Raw genomic sequence first — 19,919 nt, forward strand, 5'->3', positions numbered from 1 at the left:
CCACCCGGGGATCGACCGTGAGGACGGTGGCGTGACGACGACGACGGACAGCACGACGGGGACGAGGCTCGACGAGGCGGTGCAGCGCGTGCTGGGCGAGGGCTCCGCGCTCCGCCAGGCGCAGCGCGACGCGCTGGCGGGGCTGGCGGTGCACGACACGGTGCTCGTGGCCCGCACAGGCGCGGGCAAGACGGCGGTGTACGCGATCGCGACCCTGCTCGCGGCGCGGCTGACCGTCGTCGTCTCGCCGCTGATCGCCCTGCAGCGGGACCAGGAGCGGGCCCTGGAGGAGGCCGGTCTGCGGGTCGCCTCGGTGAGCTCGGCGCGGACGGCGCGCGAGCAGCGCGACGCCCTGGAAGCAGCCGGGTCCGGTGGCCTCGACGTGCTGCTGCTCGGGCCCGAGCAGCTCCAGCGCAGTGTCGTGCTCGACGCGCTGAGCGGTGCCGACGTCGGTCTGGTCGTCGTCGACGAGGCGCACTGCGTCGCCGAGTGGGGTCACGACTTCCGCCCCGACTACCTCCTGGTCGGGTCCGCGGTCCGACGGCTCGGCGCCCCGCGGCTGCTTGCGCTGACGGCGACCGCGTCGACGCACGTGCGCGACGAGATCATCGCGCGCCTGGGCATGCGCGACCCGCGCGTGCTGGTGCACGACGCGGACCGGCCGAACATCTGGCTGGGTGCGCGGCCCGCGGCGTCCCAGGACGAGCGGGACGCCGTGGTGTGCCGGCTCGCTGCCGAGGAGCCCGGTGCGGTCATCGTGTACGCGCGGACCCGGGCGCACTGCGAGGAGCTCGCGGAACGGCTCGCGTCGGTGCGTCCCGCGTCCGTCTACCACGCAGGGCTGCCGGCCGCGGAGCGCGCGGCCACGCAGGACCGCTTCCTGTCCGGCGAGGACGACCTGGTGGTCGCCACGTCGGCGTTCGGCATGGGCATCGACCGTCCCGACGTGCGGCTCGTCGTGCATGCCGGCCCGCCGGCGACGCTCGACCAGTACTACCAGGAGGTCGGCCGTGCCGGCCGCGACGAGGAGCCCGCGCGCGCGGTCGTGGTGGTCAGGGCGCAGGACCACGCGCTGGCGCGCTACCAGCGCTCCGGGGGCGGTCCGCGGCCCGCCACGCTGCTGCGCGTCCTGCACGCGCTTGCGACCACGCCGGGCGACCAGGCGACGCTCGCCGAGGCCACCGGCCTGGGACGCCGGACGGTCGCCCGTGCGCTGGGCACGCTGCAGCACGTCGGCGCGGTGCGCGACGACGGCGGCACGCTGCGGCTGGCGGACGACGCCGACGCCCGGCAGGTGCTCGCGGACGTGCACGAGGCCCGGGAGCGGCGGGCGCGTCTCGAGGCGTCACGCGTGGACCTCGTGCGCACGTACACCGACACCACGGACTGCCGCCGCCGGCTCCTGCTGGAGCTGCTCGGCGAGGAGCGTCGTGACCCGTGCGGGCTGTGCGACAGCTGCGACGGGGGCACGTCCATGGCGGTCTCCGCGCAGCGCGTGCGACCCGGCCGGCGCGTGCACCACCAGGAGTTCGGGGACGGCTCCGTCACCGTGGTGGAGGCCGAGCGGGTGACCGTGCTGTTCGAGGACCGCGGTTACGTCACGCTCGACACGCAGATCGCCCTCGACGCCAGGCTCCTCACGGTGCGGGGACGCTGAGGAGCACGTCGCGGGGTGCCAGCGGTTGCCGCGACGCGCCGCGACGCGCACGGTGGATCGCACGACCGACAGGAGGTACCTGCATGAGCCAACCGACGAGCCCCGACCCGGACCCGGCGAACACGCCCGGACTCGAGCCCGGCGGCGGCGTGGCGCCGGGCGACACACCGCCCGGGGAGTCGTCGACATCGGGCGCCTCGGACCGCCAGCCACGCACGGGCTCGCGGGGCGCCAACTGGATGGCGTACGTGGTCATCGGCCTCGTCGTGGTGTTCGCGGCCCTGTTCTTCGTCGGGTACGCGATCGGCCTCGCCGACTGACGCGACCGGGACCTTCGGCCCACGTCGCGCGGACCGGTCCCGCCCTAGCCTCACCCGGATGAGCACCCCGTCGGTGTCCGCGACGGCGCCTGCCCGCAGGGCGCGCCGTCGACGTCCTGGACCCGGCTGGGTCCCGCGGCAGCACGGCGCGTGGGCGATGCTGGTCGTGCCCCCCGTCGTCGGGGGAGTGCTCTGCGGGTGGTCGTGGCGCCACGTCCTGCTGCTGGTCGCGTGGCTGGTCGGGTACCTCGCCTACCACGCGGCGGGCCTGTGGCTGCGGTCCGGGCGCAAGGCCCGCTACCGGGCACCGGTGGTCGTGTACGGCGCGACCGGGCTCGTGCTGCTCGGGGCGCTGCTGGCGGTCGCGCCGCGCCTGCTGGTGTGGGCTCCCGTGTTCGCGCCGCTGCTGACGATCTCGCTCGTGGCGTCGTTGCGCCGGGCGGACCGCTCGTGGCTGAACGACACCGTCACGGTCGTGGCGGCAGCCCTGCTCACGCCCGTCGCGGCGGCGCTGGGGACGGGAGACCCGCGGCCGGCGGCCGTCTGGACCGCGACCGGCGTGCTCGGGGCATACTTCCTCGGCACGGTGCCCTACGTGAAGTCGCTGATCCGGGAGCGGGACGACCCCCGGGTGCGGCAGGTGTCGGTGGCGTACCACGTCATGGTCGCGGCGCTGTTCGCGCTCGTGCACCCGCTGCTGGGTGTCGTCGGGGCGCTGCTCGCCGCGCGTGCGGCGATCGTGCCGTGGCGATGGCCGCGGGTGCGCCCGGCGGTCCTCGGGGCCGGGGAGGTCGTCGCGACGCTCGTGGTCACGACGGTGCTGCTCGTCGCCCTCTGACGGCGGTCAGCCGCCGAGCACGTCGGCCAGGTCGTACCCCACGGGCTCGTCGAGCTGCTCGTACGTGCAGGTCCGCGGGTCGCGGTCGGTCCGCCAGCGCCGGAACTGCGCGGTGTGCCGGAAGCGGTCGCCCTCCATGTGGTCGTACGCGACCTCCACGACCAGCTCGGGGCGCAGCGGCACGAACGACAGGTCCTTGGTGGCGTTCCACCGGCTGACCGCACCGGGCATGCGCCGGTCGGCGTGCGCCTGCTGGTCGGCCCACGCGCCCCACGGGTGGTCGTCGAGGTCCACGTCGCGGTAGGGCGTGAGCTCGTCGAGGAGCTCGCGGCGCCGCGCCATGGTGAACGACGCGCTGACCCCGACGTGCTGCAGGTGCCCCTCGTCGTTCCACAGTCCCAGCAGCAGCGAGCCGACCACGTCACCGGACTTGTGCCACCGGAAGCCGGCGACGACGCAGTCGGCCGTGCGCTCGTGCTTGATCTTGAACATCGCCCGCTTGTCCGGCTGGTACGGGGCGTCCAGCGGCTTGGCGACGACACCGTCGAGCCCGGCGCCCTCGAACTGCGTGAACCACTGCTGCGCCTCGGCCATGTCGGACGTCGCGCGCGTGACGTGCACCGGGGGCCGGGCGTCGGCGAGCGCCCGGACGAGCAGGGCGCGGCGCTCGGAGAACGGGCGGGCCGTGAGGTCGTCGTCACCCAGGGCGAGCAGGTCGAACGCCACGAACGACGCGGGCGTCTGCCCCGCGAGGAGGCTCACGCGGCTGGCCGCGGGGTGGATGCGCTGCTGCAGAGCGTCGAAGTCGAGCCGGTCGCCCGTGACCACGACGATCTCCCCGTCGACGACGCACCGCTGCGGCAGGTTCGCCTTCAGCGACTCGACGAGCTCGGGGAAGTACCGGGTCATGGGCTTCTCGTTGCGGCTGCCCAGCTCGACGTCGTCGCCGTCGCGGAACACGATCGTGCGGAACCCGTCCCACTTGGGCTCCACGTGGCCGGTGTCGGGGATCTCCTTGACCGACTTCGCGAGCATCGGCGCGACGGGCGGCATCACGGGCAGGTCCATGAGGCTCATCGTGGAGCACGGCACCGACATGCGCACGGGTGGCAGGCAGCGAAGCCTTCGGCCCCAGCGCGCGGTAGGGCGGTCGGGTCGCTGGGGGCGTCGGACTCACAGGTCCGTCCCAGGCCCACCACAGCGTCGTCCAACGTACGGGGGGTGTGCTTGTCCCCAGCAAGTACCACCGAGGCGTCCGGGAGGAGTACATGGACGACAGCACCAAGGAGACCCAGTCGATGAGCGCCACCCCCGCGCAGGGGTCGGCACCCGCTCCGCAGGGCGCTGCGGCGCCGGCGTCGAGCACCCCCGCCTCGCCGGGCAACCCGTCGCAGGCACCGGGAGGACCCGTGGGCGTCGCGACGAAGCCCGCACGCACGTTCGGCACGGGCGTCACCGCTGCCCTCGCGGGCGGCGCGCTCGTCGTCGGACTCCTCGCCGGCGGCGGTGTCGTCGCGGCCATCCAGCACGACGACGCCCCTCGCTTCGCCGAGAGCTCGCAGGGCTTCCCCGGAGGGGACCGCGGTGACATGCGCGGGTTCCCGGGGGACGGGGACGGCGGGTGGTCGCACGACGGAGACGGCCGGCGCGGCCCGCACCACGAGCACGACGGCGCGCGCCCGGGCGACGAGACCGAGCGCGGCGCTCGGCCGGACGACGACAGCAGCTCCGACGAGGGCCGCTCCGGCTCGGACGAGCAGGACTCGCAGCAGCAGGAGCGCGGTCGCGACGGCGGCGACTCACAGGACCGTGACCGGCGCTCGCGCCCGGACCGCGAGGACAACGGCAGCACCGACGGACCGACCTCGCCGGCGTCCGCGCCCCTGGGGCTCTGACCCACCCCGACGCCTGTCGACGCACATCACCACGGCCGTCGCCCCCACGGGCGGCGGCCGGCGGCGTCCCGCGTCGTGGGCGGGAATCCTCGAGACCGGCGTCGCGTTGTGCCGTACGCTGGTCCCACCTCCGCCCCGCCAGGGCGGACGGTCAGCTTGACAAGTGCATACACCCCTGGGGGTGATCGGTTTCGACGGTGATCGTCGAGCCAGGTGAAGCGGGTCGAGGACGCACGGTTATCTCGTCAACGCTCCGTGCAACTTATAGGTGCCGATTCCAATCGCACCGACTTCGCCCTCGCCGCCTGAGCGAGCCTCGAAGTCCGTCGGCCTAGACATGCTCTCGGTCTAGTTCCCGGCGTCATCTAGAGAGCCACTGCTGTCCGTCCTCGTCGGTGGGGCGGGCGGGACTCTTAGCCGACTGGGCCCGTCCACGTCTTGTCCGCGTGATCGTGGGGGCCGAGAAAATCTACAGCGGACTGCACCCGGAGAAGCCCTGGTTCAATGTCATCGGACGCGGGTTCGATTCCCGCCACCTCCACGTCAGAAGGCCGCCGTCCCGACACGGGACGGCGGCCTTCGTCGTGCTCCGGAACGCGTGGTCGAGCAGGGCTCCTGCGCGCGAGGCCGTCCGCAAGGCCCACCCCGATCGCCTCACGCGGGCGTGATGCGTCCGAAGCGCCACGTTCATGGCTGGCTGGACCTCGATGGGCGACGAGGGAGGAGCTTCCTCCGGCGTGGCGCCACCTGGCTTGGCATGAGGGGTGGCCAGGTCGGGAAGCCGGGTGAGAGGGGAGGGGGAGAGTACGAGTGCAGGGTCCGGCGCGCTAGCCCACCTGCATTCCCACACCTGCGGCGCGCGCTGCCGCCCGTGCCGCCCTACGGTGGGACGCCTCGATCACGGAGGTGGACAGTCATGGGTTACCTGGGAAGAGCGATGAAGAGCGGACTCGCGCTGAAGGCAGCGCAGATCGCCCGGCGCGAGATGGCGAAGCCGGAGAACCAGCGCAGGGCCAAGGAGCTCTTGGCGAGGGTCACGCGTCGAGGCGGCCCGGCTGGACGGCCCGGAGCGCGCTGACCACGTTCCGCGGCACACCGGGACGAGGTGTACACCGGTGCGCAGTCCAGTGCGCCGGCGGAAGGAGCAGCATGGAGGCAACGTGCTCTCCACGTGCCCGAATCGCCACGTTCGCGCTGGTCCTGACGCTAGGGTCGCCGCTGGAGAGGGATCCTGAGCGGTCCGTGCGGTGAGTGGCGAGGATATGGGGTGCTGATGCTGCTCTCGTATCACGGCCGCGCTGCCGTGGTCGCCGATCTGGACGCAGAGCTCGGTGCGCTGCGACTGCTGCCGAGGCCTTCGTCGGTCGGGTTCGGGGACACGGTCGGATGGTTCTGCGTCCTCGACGGCGTCTGCGTCGTCCTGTACGTGGGTGACGACGACCGGTTCCGCCTGCGGATCGGCGACCGGGAGGTCGTCGTCGACGACTCGGTCAGGGTGGGGTGGACGAGGCAGCAGCGGAGATGTGCCCTGGTCGTCGACAGCGCGCACATGCATCTGGAGGTCTCCTACCCACCTCCACCACCGCGCTCGCCCGACGATCTGACACCTTTCGTGGAAGAGTCCGACGACGACTTCGGTCTGTTCGTGTCCGAGGTTCTGGGTGATCCGGAGCGGATGGCTCGCGTGGCTGCTCGAGTGAGGAGCGTGCGTGACGGCGCCCGGTAGGACCTCCGGCGTGCGGGGCGCGCGGGCATCCGGCGACCAGACGATCGAGCTGACAAGGAACTCCAGCGGCAAGGACTCCTCGAGCCGCTGACCACCATGTGGACGAGCGGCCTTCGTCGTGCCCGGGCAGGCATGGTCAGCGGGGGCGGACGGGTGGATCAGGACGGAACGCGCCACCGGTGTCGGTGCGGGGCGCTAGCGTCGCGGTCCGTGGCAGAGAGATGGTCGGCGGAGCAGGTGGTCGCGCTGGCGCCCGACGCGTCGTCCGTCGCCGCGGGGCGCAAGCTCGCCGTGCCGCGGACCTGGTCCGACGCGGGGGCGTCCACGGCTCCCGCCGCGGTGTGGGGCCTGTGCCAGGGCTCGGGGAAGACGCCCTACGCGACGGTCGTCGACCTCGCCGGCCCCGCGTTCCGCTGCAGCTGTCCCAGCCGTAAGTTCCCCTGCAAGCACGCGCTCGCGCTCCTCCTGCTCTGGGCCGGGGGCGACGTGCCCGACGTCGCGGAGCCGGCGGAGCACGCGCGGGAGTGGTTGTCGTCGCGGGCCGAGCGTGCCGCCCGGACGGAGCGCCCGAGCACGGCTGCCCCGGACCCGGACGCGGCTGCCCGGCGCGCCGAGCGGCGCCGGGCCCGCGTGGCCGACGGCGTCGCCGACCTCGAGCGGTGGCTGCACGACCAGGTCGAGCAGGGGCTCACCGGGTCCGACCGGGCGGGGTACGGCCCGTACGAGCAGGTCGCCGCGCGTCTGGTCGACGCGCAGGCGCCCGGCCTGGCCGACGGGGTGCGGAACCTCGCGACGGCGGCGGCGAGCGGTGAGGGCTGGCCGGCGCGGCTGCTCGACGAGCTGGCGCTGCTGCACCTGCTCGTCCGTGGGCACGCGCGGCTCGACACGTTGGAGGAGTCGACGGCTGCCGTCGTGCGGCGGCGCGTCGGGGAGCCCGAGCGTCAGCAGGACGTCCTGGCCGCCCCGGGTCTGCGGGATCGCTGGCAGGTGCTGGCGCAGCACGACACCGTGCGCAACCGGCTCGTGGTCCGCCGCGTCCACGTCCGTGGCGAGGCCACGGGGCGGGACGCGGTCGTCGTGCTGTTCGGGCCGCCCGGTCAGCCGCTGGACGTGCCGCTGCCGGTCGGTACGGTCGTCGACGCCGACCTGCACGTGCACCCGGGGGACCCGACACGCGTGTCCGTGGGGGAGCGCCACGGCGACCCGGCGCCGCTGCGCGAGGTCCGCGGGACGACGCTCGCGCAGGTTGCCGACGCGTGGTCGGGGCTGCTGGCCGTGGACCCGTGGGCGACGGCGATGCCGGTGGTGCTCGGCGACGTGACCCCGGTGCGGCGCCGTGACGGCCGGTCGCGCGCCTGGGTCGTCGTCGACGCGGCGGGCGACACGCTGCCGGTGGTCTTCCGCGACGACCCGTGGCGACTGGTCGCAGTCGCCGGCGGCCGTCCCGTGACCGTGGTCGCGGACAGGACGGTCGCCGGGGTCCGCCCGGTGGCAGCGTGGTGTGACGACGAGCTGGTGCCGCTGTGAGCCGGCAGGACCTGGTCACGGCCGCGCTGCTCGGCCTGCGCCGCGCGGCGCCTGACGCGGACCTCGGGCGGGGGCTGCCCGGGGCGGTGGGCCAGGCGGTGGAACGGGCACCGCGCACCACGGGGCCAGCCGGTCTGCTCGACGCGGCCGCGCTCGACGTGGTCGCACGCCGTGCCGGCACCGTGCAGCCGCGGCACACGGCCGAGCTGCCGACCGTTGCGGAGCCCGAGACGGCGCGCGTGGCCGCTGGGGCGGCGCGCGCACGCCTGGCGGGTCTGGTGACCCGCAGTGACGTCGTCGGGGACCTGCTCACGGTGCACTGGCTGCGGACCGCGGCCGAGCGGGGGTACGTCGTGCCGCCTGCGCTGCTGCCCGAGGTCCTCGGGTGGGCGACCCGACCAGCAGGGCGTGAGCACCGGGCGCTCGTCGCGGCGGTCCTGGGTGCGCGCGGCCGCTGGCTCGTGCAGCAGATTCCCGCGGGAGCCGCGACCGCCGTGCTGGACGCACCGGAGACACCGCCGAACGGCGACGCCGCCCGCGCGTCGGTGGACGAGCCGCAGTGGTCCCGGCGACCGGTCGCCGCGCGCACCGCGGACGTCGCCGCGATTCACGGCGACGTTCGTCCCGACGACGAGGAACGGTTGGCCCGGTGCCTGACCGACCGAGCGGTGACCGTGCGCGAGGCCGCGGCGCAGGCGCTCGTCGACCTGCCAGGCTCCGGGTTCGCGCGCGACTGCGCCGAACGTGCCCTGGCGTGCGTGGCGGTCGAGCGGCAGCGCCTGCGCCGCGTGCTGGTCGTCACGCTCCCCGAGGACGACGCCACGGCGCCGTTCCAGGACATGCGGACGGGGGCCGGTGGCCGGCGCGCCCGGCTGCTGCGCGCGCTGGTCGCGGCCACGCCGCCGTCGGCGTGGACGGCACACCTGGGGCGGGACGCGGCCGACCTCGTGCGGATGGACGTGACCGACCAGCTCGCCGCGCAGCTGCACGCCGGGTGGCGTGACGCGGCCCGGCGCACGCGCGACGCCACGTGGGCGCAGGCGCTGCTCGAGGTGCATCCGGACGCCGTCGAGCTGCTGGCCGTCCTGCCCGACACGGCACGCGCCGCGGCGTTCGCCGCCGCTTTCCCGCACCGCGGGCCGGTGACCCGGGACAGCGCCCGGCGGATGCTCCGGCTCGCCGCCGTGCTCCCGATGCCGTGGCCCGGCACGGTCGTCGACGTCGTCCTGCGGCAGATCGTCCCCGACCCGCCGCTGTCCGACTGGGAGATGCGCAGTGCCGAGCCGGTCCTCGCCGCCGGTCTGCCCCACGACGCGGGCACCGAGCAGCAGGTACGGGCCGTCGCCGACCGCTGCACCGCCCCCGGCACCGCGCAGGTCCTGCACGCGGTCGCCGACACCCTGATGACCCGCCGCGCGATCCTCGAGGAGCTGGCATGACCGACGTCGACACCCTGCTGCGACCCCACGCCGAGCAGGCGTTCGCCCACGAGATCGCGGCGCTCGCGGCGTCGGACGACCGCCCGCGGCCGCCGGCGTGGCAGATGTCGCCCTGGGCGGTGGTGACGTACCTGCTCGGCGGCACGCTGCCGGACGGCACGGTGATCACGCCCAAGTACGTCGGCCCGCGCCGCGTCGTGGAGGTCGCGGTCGCCACCCTCGCGACCGACCGCGCGCTGCTGCTGCTCGGCGTGCCCGGGACCGCGAAGACGTGGGTCAGCGAGCACCTGGCGGCCGCCGTCAGCGGCCGGTCGACGCTCGTCGTGCAGGGGACGTCCGGCACCTCGGAGGACTCGATCCGCTACGGCTGGAACTACGCCCGCCTGCTCACCGAGGGACCCACCGCGGGCGCCCTGGTCGCGTCGCCGGTGATGACGGCCATGCGCGAGGCGGGGATCGCCCGCGTCGAGGAGCTCACCCGCATCCCCTCGGACGTCCAGGACGCGCTCATCACGGTGCTCTCCGAGAAGACGCTGCCGGTGCCCGAGCTCGGCACCGAGGTGCAGGCGGCGCGCGGGTTCAACGTCATCGCGACGGCCAACGACCAGGACCGCGGCGTCAACGAGCTGTCCTCCGCGCTGCGTCGCCGGTTCAACACCGTCGTCCTCCCGCTGCCGGCGACGGCGGACGAGGAGGTCGAGATCGTCACCCGGCGGGTCGCGCAGCTCGGTGCGTCGCTCGAGCTGCCGGACGCGCCCCCGGCCGCCGAGGAGATCCGGCGCGTCGTCACCGTGTTCCGTGAGCTGCGGTCGGGCAGCACGCTCGACGGGCGCCAGGCGCTCAAGAAGCCGTCCGGCACCCTGTCCACGGCCGAGGCGATCTCCGTCGTCGCACACGGGCTCGCGCTCGCCGCGCACTTCGGGGACGGCGTCCTGCGCCCCGCCGACGTCGCCGCGGGGATCCTCGGCGCCGTCGTGAAGGACCCCGTCGCGGACACCGCCGTGTGGGTCGAGTACCTCGAGTCCGTCGCGCGCGAGCGCGACGGCTGGCACGAGTTCTACGGTGCGTGCCGCGAGGTCACCGGATGACGGGCACCGCGGTGACGAGCACCGTGGTGGCACAGGCCGACGCGGGTGGCCCAGCGACGTCGGCAACGGACGACGTGCAGGACCACGCGCACGACGACGCAGCGGACGACGCACCGGACGACGCGACGCAGGCGCGGCCGCACGTCGTGCCGCAGGACGTCGGCGAGCCGCGGGTGCGGGTGCTCGGGGTCCGCCACCACGGCCCCGGATCGGCGCGTGCCGTCCGCGCCGCCCTGGACGCGTGGTCGCCGACGGTCGTGCTCGTCGAGGGTCCCGCCGACGCCGACCCGCTGACCGTGTTCGTCGGCCGGGACGGCATGGAGCCACCGGTCGCCCTCCTTGCGGTGACGGCCGACGAGCCGCGGCGCGCCGCCTGGTGGCCCTTCGCGGTGTTCTCGCCCGAGTGGCAGGCGCTGACGTGGGCGGCGGCGGGGGGCGTCCCGGTGCGCTTCATCGACCTGCCCGCAGCGGTCCAGCTCGCCCACGAGGCTTCGGACGAGGACGGTGACCAGCCGCAGGAGCTGCGCACCGACCCCGTCGCCGCGCTCGCGCACGCCGCCGGGTACGAGGACCCCGAGCGCTGGTGGGAGGACGTCGTGGAGTCCCGCGCGGCCGACGCGGCGCCGTTCGACGTCATCACCGACGCCATGGCCGCGTTGCGGGAGCACGAGCCCGCACTGCCCGACGACGGCTCGTCCGACGCCCCGGCGCACCTCCTGCGTGAGGCGCGGCGCGAGGCGCACATGCGCCAGCAGATCCGCGCCGCACTGCGGGAGGGGCACGAGCGCGTCGCCGTCGTGTGCGGCGCCTGGCACGCCCCCGTGCTGCGCGGCAGGCTGCCCGCCGCGGCCCCCGACGCGCGCCTCCTGCGCGGCCTGCCCCGCCGCAAGGTGAGCCTCACGTGGTCCCCGTGGACGACGTCGCGACTGGCGCTGCACTCCGGCTACGGCGCCGGTGTCGCGTCCCCGGGCTGGTACCAGCACCTGTTCACGTGTACCGACCGGGTCGTCGCACGGTGGCTCGTGGAGGTCGCGGGCGTGCTGAGGCGGCGCGACCTGCCGGTGTCGTCGGCGCACGTCATCGAGGCGACGAGGCTCGCCCAGGTCCTCGCCGCCGTGCGCGGACGGCCGCACCCGGGGCTGGCGGAGGTCACCGAGGCGACGCGGGCGGTCCTGTGCGAGGGTGACGACGCGCTGCTCGCGCACGTCACCGCAGACCTCGTCGTGGGGGAGCGGCTCGGAACCGTCCCCGACGACGTGCCGACCGTGCCCCTCGAGGCGGACCTGCGGGCGACCGCGCGGCGGCTGCGGCTGCCGTTCGAGGCCGCGCCCCGGACGTTGGACCTCGACCTGCGCAAGGACACGGACCTCGCGCGCTCGCGCCTGCTGCACAGGCTCGCGCTGGTCGGTGTCGACTGGGGGACGACCGAGACGTCCCGCACCCGCACCACCGGCACGTTCCGCGAGACGTGGACGCTGCTGTGGCGGCCCGAGCTGACGGTCGCCCTGGTCGAGGCGGCACCGTGGGGTGCGACCGTGCCCGCCGCCGCGTCGGCGCGCGTCGTCGCGGACGCCGCCGGGTCGGACCTGCCAGGCGTGACCGCTCTCGTCGAGCGCGCGCTCGTCGCGGACCTGCCCGACGCGCTCGACGGGCTGCTGCCGGTGCTGGACGCCCGCGCCGCCCAGGACGGGGACGTCGCCCACGTCCTGCGTGCCGTGCCCCCGCTGGTGCGGGCCCACCGGTACAGCGACGTCCGGGGGACGCGCGTCGAGGCGCTGGCACGCGTCGCGGACGCGCTGGTGGTGCGGGCGTGCGCGGCGCTGCCCGGTGCCGTCACCGGGATCGACGACGACGCGGCGCGGGTCCTGCGGGCCGACGTCGACGCCGCGCACGACGCGGTCCGGCTGCGGGACGACCCCGCCGGCAGTGAGCTGTGGTGGCGGACCGTGTCCGCGCTCGCGGACCGCACCGACGTGTCCGGGGTGCTGTCCGGGCGCGCCACGCGGCTCCTGCTCGACGCGGGGCACCTCGATCCCGACGAGGCGGCGAGCAGGTTCTCGCGCGCGCTGTCGCGCGGCACGCCGGCGCGCACCACCGCGGCGTGGGCCGAGGGGTTCCTCGACGGCGGCGGGTTGCTGCTCGCCGGCGACCGTCGGCTCTTGGGCGTGCTCGACGCGTGGGTGGGCGCCCTGCGGGACGACGACTTCACGGACGTCCTGCCGCTGCTGCGGCGGACCTTCGGTGCCCTCCCCGCCGGCGAGCGACGCGCCGTCGGCACGGCCGTCGCCCAGCTCGGGAGAGCCGGGGCGGCCGCCGCCTCCGCCGACGTCGAGCTCGACCCGGAGCTGGTGCGTGCACCGCTCGCGACCGTGCTGCGCCTGCTGGGAGCCGCGACATGAACGGACCGACACCACCGCCGCCGGGGACTCCCGTTCCCGGCTCGCAGACCGACGTGTCGGTCGGGGACGACGTGCGGCTGCGCCGGTGGCGGTTGCTGCTCGGCGAGGCGGGGACCCCGGACGCGTCACTTCGGCTGACCGACGAGCAGCGGGCCATGGACGCCGCACTCGCGGCGCTCTACGACGTGCCTCCCGGCGAGGGTGGGGGCGGCTCCGGCGCCGGGCGCAGTGCCGGGCTCGGCGGGTCCGCGCCCCGGGTGGCGCGCTGGCTGGGCGACATCCGCACCTACTTCCCGTCGAGCGTCGTCGAGGTCATGCAGCGGGACGCGGTCGACCGTCTGGGTCTGCGACGGCTGCTGCTGGAGCCCGAGCTGCTGGCCGCCGTCCAGCCCGACGTCGGGCTCGTCTCGACCCTGGTGTCGTTGCAGCGGCAGATGCCGGAGACGACCCGCGCCACCGCCCGGCACGTCGTCGCCCAGGTGGTCGCCGAGATCGAGCGTCGCATCGCGACGGCGACCCGCTCGGCCGTCACCGGCGCGCTGCGTGGGGAGCGTACGCACCGCCCCCGCCCGCGGGACATCGACTGGCACGCGACGATCCGCGCGAACCTGCGCCACTGGCTGCCGGAGCACCGGACGATCGTGCCGCACCGGCTCGTGGGCAGGTCGCGCTCGACGAGCACGGTCGCGCGGGACGTCGTCCTCGCGGTCGACCAGTCGGGATCGATGGCGGAGTCGGTGGTCTACTCCGCCGTCTTCGGTGCCGTCCTGGCCTCGATGCGTGCGCTGCGCACGTCGCTCGTCGTGTTCGACACCAGCGTCGTGGACCTCACCGACCGGATCTCGGACCCCGTCGACCTGCTGTTCGGCACCCAGCTCGGCGGGGGCACCGACATCAACCGGGCGGTCACCTACTGCCAGGGTCTGGTCACCCGACCGGCCGACACCCTGTTCGTGCTCATCAGCGACCTGTACGAGGGCGGTGCCCGCGAGGGCCTGCTGCGCCGCGTGGCGTCCATGCAGGCGTCGGGCGTGCAGGTCGTCGTGCTGCTCGCGCTCAGCGACTCCGGCGCGCCGGCGTACGACCGCGAGACGGCGGCCGACCTCGCCGCCCTGGGCGTGCCGGCGTTCGCGTGCACGCCGGACGCGTTCCCGGACCTGCTGGCCGTGGCGCTCGCCCGTGGCGACGTCGGTGCGTGGGTCGACCGTCACCGGGCGGTGGTGGCGGTCGGCACGGCGAGGTGATCGACGACCAGGGCGTCCCGTCACCCCGTCCAGACTGGGTACGGCGGCCTGCGTCGTGCGCTCAGTCCGTGCGTCGACCGAACACGTGCAGGTCCAGCTCCGCGCTGAGCACCTCGCACGCGATGCGCCCCCGCACGCTGGTGCCCTGGTCGTCGAGGGGAGGGCTGACGACGGCACCGCCGAGGGCACCGGGTGCCGCCAGCACGATCGCCCCCGACACGCTGGACTTCGCGGGGACGCCGACGCTGCGCATCCACCGGCCGGAGCCGTCGTACACGCCGCAGGTGGCCATGACCGACACGACGTCGCGCGCCACGTGGGCCGGCAGGACGCGCTCGCCGGACACGGGGTTGACCCCGCCGCACGCGAGCGTCGCGCCCATGACGGCCAGGGCCCGCACGTCGACCAGCACCGCGCACGCACGCGCGTAGACCGCGACGGCGTCGTCGGCGCTCACGCTCAGGGTGCCCTCGGCGCGCATCAGGTGGGCGAGGGCGTGGTTCCGGTCTCCCAGCAGGTGCTCGCTGCGTGCGACGTCCTCGTCGACCACGAGGTCCTGGGCGGCGAACGCGGACAGCCCGCGCAGGATGCGCTCGTTGCGGCCGTCGACGTCCCCGCCGTCGACGAGCGCCGCGGTGAGCAGGGCGCCGGCGTTGACCATGGGGTTCGGCGGCCGGCCGGTGCCCGTCTCGAGCTTGATGGCGTCGAACGCCTCGCCTGTCGGCTCGATGCCGATGAGGTCCAGCGCCTCGCCCCGGGTGTCGACCAGCGCCAGCGCGAACAGGAACGGCTTGACGGCCGACTGCACGCTGACGGGCACGTCCGCCTGCTCGCTGGCGCGGACCGTGCCGTCGGGCAGCGCGAGGGCCACGCCGCACAGGTCGGGGTCGGCCTCCGCGAGCTGCGGGATGCTGTCGTCGACCGCCCCACCGGACTCGCCCCGTACCCGGTCCCGCAGGTCGTCGAGGTCGTAGGTGCGGGCGTCGGCGGGGCGCGTCATGGGCTCATGCTGTCAGGGGTGCGTGGCGCGGCCCGACGTGAGGACCGAGCAGTCGATCCTCAGTGTGCGCGATCTCACAAGCGGACGTAGCGTGAAAGAACGTCCCGGCGAAGTCGGGACGCCTGAGACAAGCCGGGGGGCACCATGGTCACGAACACGCGTCGAGCCGCACGCCACGAGGGGGAGCCCGACGTCGTCGAGCTCAACCCGCTCTTCGCCCGGCCCGGTGAGGCCACGTCGTTGCCGAAGTTCCGGCTGCCGGACGACGAGTCGCTGCCGCCGACCGCGTACCAGATCGTCCACGACGAGGCGATGCTCGACGGCAACGCGCGGCTCAACCTCGCGACGTTCGTGGGCACGTGGATGGACGAGTACGCGTCTCGCCTCTACATCGAGGCCGCCGACAAGAACATGATCGACAAGGACGAGTACCCGCAGACGGCCGCCGTCGAGACGCGGTGCTGGACGATGCTCGCCGACCTGTGGCACGCACCCGACCCGGAGCACACCATCGGCACGTCGACCATCGGCTCGTCGGAGGCAGCCATGCTCGGCGGTCTCGCGCTCAAGCGCCGGTGGCAGCACGCCCGCCGAGCTGCGGGAAAGGCCGCGGACCGGCCGAACCTCGTCCTGTCGAGCGCCGTGCAGGTGTGCTGGGAGAAGTTCTGCAACTACTTCGAGGTCGAGGCGCGTTATGTGCCGATCTCGCTGGAGCACAAGGTGCTCGACGGGTACGAGCTCGAGAAGTACGTCGACGAGAACACGATCGGCGTCGTCGCGATCATGGGCGTCACGTACACGGGCATGTACGAGCCGGTGCAGCAGATCGCCGAGGCGCTCGACCGGATCCAGGAGGCGACCGGCAACGACGTGCCGATCCACGTCGACGGCGCGTCGGGCGCCATGATCGCGCCGTTCATCCAGCCGGACCTCGCGTGGGACTTCCGCGTGGCACGCGTCGCGTCGATCAACACGTCAGGTCACAAGTACGGGCTCGTCTACCCGGGGCTCGGCTGGGTCGTGTGGCGGGACCTGGAGTCCCTGCCGGAGGACCTCGTGTTCCGCGTGTCCTACCTGGGTGGCGACATGCCGACGTTCGCGCTGAACTTCTCGCGGCCCGGTGCGCAGGTGCTGCTGCAGTACTACCTGTTCATCCGGCTGGGTCGCGCGGGCTACACGGCCGTGCAGCAGACGTCGCGCGACGTGGCGCTGTACCTCTCGGGCGAGATCGCGAGGATGCCGGCGTTCGAGCTGTGGAACGACGGGTCGGACATCCCGGTGTTCGCGTGGAGCCTGCGCGAGGGGCACACGCAGAACTGGAATCTCTACCACTTGTCGGAGCGGCTGCGGACCAAGGGATGGCTCGTCCCCGCGTACCCGATGCCCGACGACCTCACCGACCTGACGGTGCAGCGCATCGTCGTGCGCAACGGCTTCAGCCATGACCTGGCGTCGGCGTTCCTGGTCGACCTGCGCGAGGAGGTCGCCTACCTCGACGCGCTCACCGGGCCGATGCCCGTCGAGGGTCACCGCTCCGGGTTCCACCACTGACCACCCGGTCCGAACCGTCCCGTAGTTCCGGCAGGGGGAGAGTCATGTCCACACAGAGCAGCACGCCCGGGTCGAGCGGCTCGGGGCCGCACTACCGCGCGGACGGCACGCACGCGCCGTCGGCCGACCACGTCAAGCCGCACCCGTACGGCACCCCGGGGAACCGCAACCCCCCGGAGCACTCCGGACCCGCGATCGGGGCGCCCGCAGCGAGCGCGACCGTCGCCATGTCCGTCGCCCAGCTCGCGATGCTCACGGTCGTCGTCGTCGCGTCGCTGCGCTCGCTGCCCGCGATGTCGCTGTACGGGCTCGGATCGGTGACGCTCTTCATCATCCCGGCCATCGTGTTCCTCGTCCCGACGGCTCTCGTCGCGGCGGAGCTCGCGACCGGCTGGAAGGGCGGGGTGTTCACCTGGGTGCGCGAGGCGTTCGGCGACCGCACCGGGTTCGTCGCGATCTGGTTGCAGTGGATCCAGAACGTCGTCTGGTACCCCACGCAGATCGCCTTCATCGCGGCGAGCCTGTCGTTCGTCATCAATGACCAGGGGCTGTCGAACAACGGGTTCTACACCGCGGTCGTCATCCTGGTCCTGTACTGGGGGTCGACCCTCATCACGCTGGCGGGCGGCAACCTGTTCGCCAAGGTCGGCTCGTGGAGCGGGATCCTCGGCACGCTGTTCCCGGCGGTCCTGCTCATCGTGTTCGGCGCCATCTGGCTGGCCACGGGGGAGAAGTCGGAGACGTCGCTCGAGGCGTCGGCGGTCATCCCGCCCTGGACCGGCATCGCCTCGATCGTGCTGATCGTCTCGAACGTCCTGGCGTACGCGGGCATGGAGGTCAACGCCGTGCACGCCAACGACCTCAAGAACCCTGGCAAGGGGTTCCCGCGGTCGATCGCGATCGCGACCCTGCTGATCCTGCTGGTGTTCATCCTGCCCACCATCGCGATCAGCCTCGCGGTGCCGAAGAGCGAGCTGGGCCTGACCAACGGCATCAACCTGGCGTTCCAGGAGTTCTTCGACCACTGGGGTATCGCGTGGGGGACCCCGGCGATCTCGCTGCTCATCGCGCTGGGCGCGTTCGCCTCTGTGGTGACGTGGATCGCCGGCCCGTCGCGCGGCCTGCTCGCCGCCGCACGCACCGGGCTGCTTCCGCCCGCGTTGCAGCGCCGTAACAAGGCGGGGGTGCAGGTCGGCATCCTGGGCGTGCAGGGTGCGATCGTGACGCTGCTCGCACTGCTCTTCGTGCTCGTGCCGAACGGCAACACCGCGTTCATCGCCCTGGTCGACATGGCCGCGGCGCTGTACCTGGTCATGTACATCCTCATGTTCGCCGCGGCGATCCGGCTGCGGCGTACCAAGCCGGACGTCGTGCGCACCTACCGGACACCGGCCATGAACCTCGTCGCGGGCGTTGGACTGGTCGCGTGCATCGCGGCCTTCGTCCTGGCGTTCGTCCGGCCGTCCGGCTTCACGGGGCTCTCGGAGGCGGCCTACCCGGTCGTCGTGGCCGCGGTCGTCATCGTGCTCGGTGGTCCGCCGCTGCTCTTCTACGCGCTGCGAAAGCCCTCGTGGGACCAGCGCACCGAGGCGGAGAAGTCGAGCGCCGACATCGTGCTCGTCAACCCTCCGCCCGCCTCACCCGCACCGACCACGACGACCGCGCCTCCTGGGAAGACGGGATAGGTCCCAGGGCGGCCCGGGGGCGACGCGACGGGCAGGGTCGGCGGCGAGCGAATCACGCGCCGCCGGCCCTGCCCGAAGTTGCTGGTTGCGTGCACGTCTGCGGGCGGAGGCCGTCGCACGCTCGTTCGGTGTGGTCAGGAGCGCCGAGAGTCAGTCCCCTGCAGCCCGTTCGTCGTCCTGAGAGGAAATGGCTGTCGAGACCAGCGCTGGCGTGACCTCAGGCTGCTCGGTGGCGATCTCCGCGGCCTCTGCCTCTGTGCGGAGGCGGGGAGGGGCAGCTGACCACGCCTTGATCTGCTGTACGACGTCCGCGTAGAAGGTGTCCACGGCCTCCAGCACCGAGTCGATGAAGGAGCCTCTGCCTCGACCGCGCTTCGTGCCCATCGGCCGGGTCAGTGCCACCTGGAACGACTTGATCTCGCGCGTGCCGTCACCCGCGATCGACGCCGGCGACTCCCGCACGGTCCGAAGGAGCTCCGCAGGGCCCGCTCCCCGCTGATGCATCAGTCGCGTCTCGACCCGGAGCTCTTCGGGAGCGTTCTTCAGCTGCCGAACCAACCAGTTGACGCGCGTCGTCGGCCGTCCCTCGCGCGGCGCATCCACTTCGACCCAACAGGTGACGGTGCTCGCACGCAGATCAGCGGTGACGCAGACGTCCCCGACCGTGGAGGGGATGCGGATGCCTCCGGACAGCGTCCCCGACGAGGCGAGGGTCGTCACGAGCGACTGCGTGCGCAGAGCCGGCTCTGCCAGCTCCTTGCGGGAGAGGACCGGCGTCACCTCCGTGCCCAGCTGGCGTCCGAGATTGAGGCTGGCGTAGCGGAGAAGCGCATCGAACCGGTTGGCGACGGCCTCGACACCCTTGTCGCTCGGACGCAGCGTTCCGGCTCTCACCGCCTCTCGTACGGCGACCCAGGTCGCGCCCATGTCGTCGAACTCCATGGCTCCCGAGCGAGGGTGCTCGAGGTATCGGATCAGCTCGCCCAGGATCCACGCCTGGTCCGGATCTGCGACGCCGCGGAACTCCTTCTGGAGCACCGCTTCGGCGAGGACCTGCGTCCACGACAGATGATGCAGGGCCACCTTCTTGGTCTTGCGTCGATCGACCTTCGTGGGGTGCTGGCCGGCGATCGGCGGGATCTCGTTCGAGATGGTGATCAGCGCATCGAACCCGTGCTCTCTGGCGACGTCCAGGTAGTTCTCCAGCTGAGTCGCTGCGAGCTCGTTCTGGCCGGTCTTGACCTCGACCAGGGCTGTCCACGATCGCGAACCGCGCTTCACCTCGATGAGACCATCCGGAATGACGGTCTGCTCGCCCAGCTGAAACGGCACCTCGATGAACGTGTTGACGGAGCCCGCTGGAGCTCCGAACCGGTGCGTAAGGGATCGTCCGTACTCCTTGACGGCCGTCATCACGGCAAGCAATGCAGACGTTGCGCGGCGTTCCTGCTCATCTGCGCCGTTGATGCCGGATGTCGGAATGAGTCGCGCCTCGTGCCAGCTTTCGTGTGCCATCAGTCTGACCCCGCTCTTTGTCGATGGGGGTATCT

General features: G+C 73.4%; 15 protein-coding genes and 1 other RNA gene. 13 read left to right on the plus strand and 3 right to left on the minus strand.

Features of this window, described 5'->3' with window-relative positions:
- Window positions 1–31: 31 nt before the first annotated feature.
- The 3 genes from NP048_RS06275 to NP048_RS06285 all read left to right on the plus strand — a co-directional run bounded on the left by NP048_RS06275 (window position 32) and on the right by NP048_RS06285 (window position 2,815).
- Complete coding sequence (locus tag NP048_RS06275) at window positions 32–1,657, plus strand: RecQ family ATP-dependent DNA helicase (protein ID WP_227577355.1); 1,626 nt, start codon at window positions 32–34, stop codon at window positions 1,655–1,657.
- Window positions 1,658–1,740: 83 nt separating this feature from the next.
- Window positions 1,741–1,977: a DUF6480 family protein gene (locus NP048_RS06280; RefSeq protein WP_227577356.1), complete on the plus strand. Its 237-nt coding sequence runs from the start codon at window positions 1,741–1,743 to the stop codon at window positions 1,975–1,977.
- A 58-nt stretch (window positions 1,978–2,035) separates the two neighbouring features.
- A complete protein-coding gene (locus NP048_RS06285) occupies window positions 2,036–2,815 on the plus strand; it encodes a YwiC-like family protein (RefSeq protein ID WP_227577357.1) in 780 nt (259 codons plus the stop codon).
- A 6-nt stretch (window positions 2,816–2,821) separates the two neighbouring features.
- Here the strand turns inward: NP048_RS06285 and NP048_RS06290 are convergent, their stop codons facing one another.
- On the minus strand, window positions 2,822–3,883 hold the full coding sequence (locus NP048_RS06290; RefSeq protein WP_227577358.1) for an ATP-dependent DNA ligase: 1,062 nt from the start codon (window positions 3,881–3,883) through the stop codon (window positions 2,822–2,824).
- Window positions 3,884–4,083: 200 nt separating this feature from the next.
- Here NP048_RS06290 and NP048_RS06295 point away from each other — a divergent pair, with 200 nt between their 5' ends.
- From NP048_RS06295 to NP048_RS06330, 8 genes are all read left to right on the plus strand, one after another.
- Window positions 4,084–4,710 (plus strand): hypothetical protein, encoded by a 627-nt coding sequence (locus tag NP048_RS06295; RefSeq protein WP_227577359.1) that lies wholly within the window; start codon window positions 4,084–4,086, stop codon window positions 4,708–4,710.
- Between the two features lie 177 nt (window positions 4,711–4,887).
- Window positions 4,888–5,254: a transfer-messenger RNA gene (gene ssrA / locus NP048_RS06300) on the plus strand.
- A 729-nt stretch (window positions 5,255–5,983) separates the two neighbouring features.
- Entirely contained in the window at window positions 5,984–6,436 is a 453-nt protein-coding gene (locus NP048_RS06305) for a hypothetical protein (protein ID WP_256769453.1), read from the plus strand.
- Window positions 6,437–6,646: 210 nt separating this feature from the next.
- Window positions 6,647–7,963, plus strand: coding sequence for an SWIM zinc finger family protein (locus NP048_RS06310; protein WP_227577361.1), 1,317 nt, complete (start codon window positions 6,647–6,649; stop codon window positions 7,961–7,963).
- Window positions 7,960–9,402 carry a DUF5691 domain-containing protein gene (locus NP048_RS06315; protein ID WP_227577362.1) on the plus strand — a complete coding sequence of 481 codons (1,443 nt, stop codon included), beginning with the start codon at window positions 7,960–7,962 and terminating at the stop codon, window positions 9,400–9,402. Before NP048_RS06310 ends, NP048_RS06315 begins: the two co-directional genes overlap by 4 nt.
- The gene (locus tag NP048_RS06320; RefSeq protein ID WP_227577363.1) at window positions 9,399–10,490 is read left to right on the plus strand and encodes an ATP-binding protein; all 1,092 of its coding nucleotides are present in this window, start codon (window positions 9,399–9,401) and stop codon (window positions 10,488–10,490) included. The genes NP048_RS06315 and NP048_RS06320 overlap by 4 nt, the downstream gene beginning before the upstream one ends.
- Complete coding sequence (locus NP048_RS06325) at window positions 10,487–12,889, plus strand: DUF5682 family protein (protein ID WP_227577364.1); 2,403 nt, start codon at window positions 10,487–10,489, stop codon at window positions 12,887–12,889. The genes NP048_RS06320 and NP048_RS06325 overlap by 4 nt, the downstream gene beginning before the upstream one ends.
- Entirely contained in the window at window positions 12,886–14,133 is a 1,248-nt protein-coding gene (locus NP048_RS06330; RefSeq protein WP_227577365.1) for a VWA domain-containing protein, read from the plus strand. Before NP048_RS06325 ends, NP048_RS06330 begins: the two co-directional genes overlap by 4 nt.
- Before the next feature lie 61 nt (window positions 14,134–14,194).
- Here the strand turns inward: NP048_RS06330 and glsA are convergent, their stop codons facing one another.
- On the minus strand, window positions 14,195–15,133 hold the full coding sequence (gene glsA, locus NP048_RS06335; protein ID WP_227577366.1) for a glutaminase A: 939 nt from the start codon (window positions 15,131–15,133) through the stop codon (window positions 14,195–14,197).
- Window positions 15,134–15,277: 144 nt separating this feature from the next.
- Here glsA and gad point away from each other — a divergent pair, with 144 nt between their 5' ends.
- Window positions 15,278–16,684, plus strand: a complete 1,407-nt coding sequence (gene gad / locus NP048_RS06340; RefSeq protein ID WP_227577367.1) for a glutamate decarboxylase — start codon at window positions 15,278–15,280, stop codon at window positions 16,682–16,684.
- A 44-nt stretch (window positions 16,685–16,728) separates the two neighbouring features.
- The gene (gadC, locus tag NP048_RS06345) at window positions 16,729–18,369 is read left to right on the plus strand and encodes a glutamate/gamma-aminobutyrate antiporter GadC (protein WP_227577368.1); all 1,641 of its coding nucleotides are present in this window, start codon (window positions 16,729–16,731) and stop codon (window positions 18,367–18,369) included.
- A gap of 150 nt (window positions 18,370–18,519) precedes the next feature.
- Here gadC and NP048_RS06350 read toward each other — a convergent pair whose 3' ends face one another.
- On the minus strand, window positions 18,520–19,884 hold the full coding sequence (locus NP048_RS06350; RefSeq protein WP_227577369.1) for a hypothetical protein: 1,365 nt from the start codon (window positions 19,882–19,884) through the stop codon (window positions 18,520–18,522).
- Between the last annotated feature and the right edge of the window lie 35 nt (window positions 19,885–19,919).

This window comes from Cellulomonas xiejunii, assembly GCF_024508315.1.
GTDB lineage: Bacteria > Actinomycetota > Actinomycetes > Actinomycetales > Cellulomonadaceae > Cellulomonas > Cellulomonas xiejunii.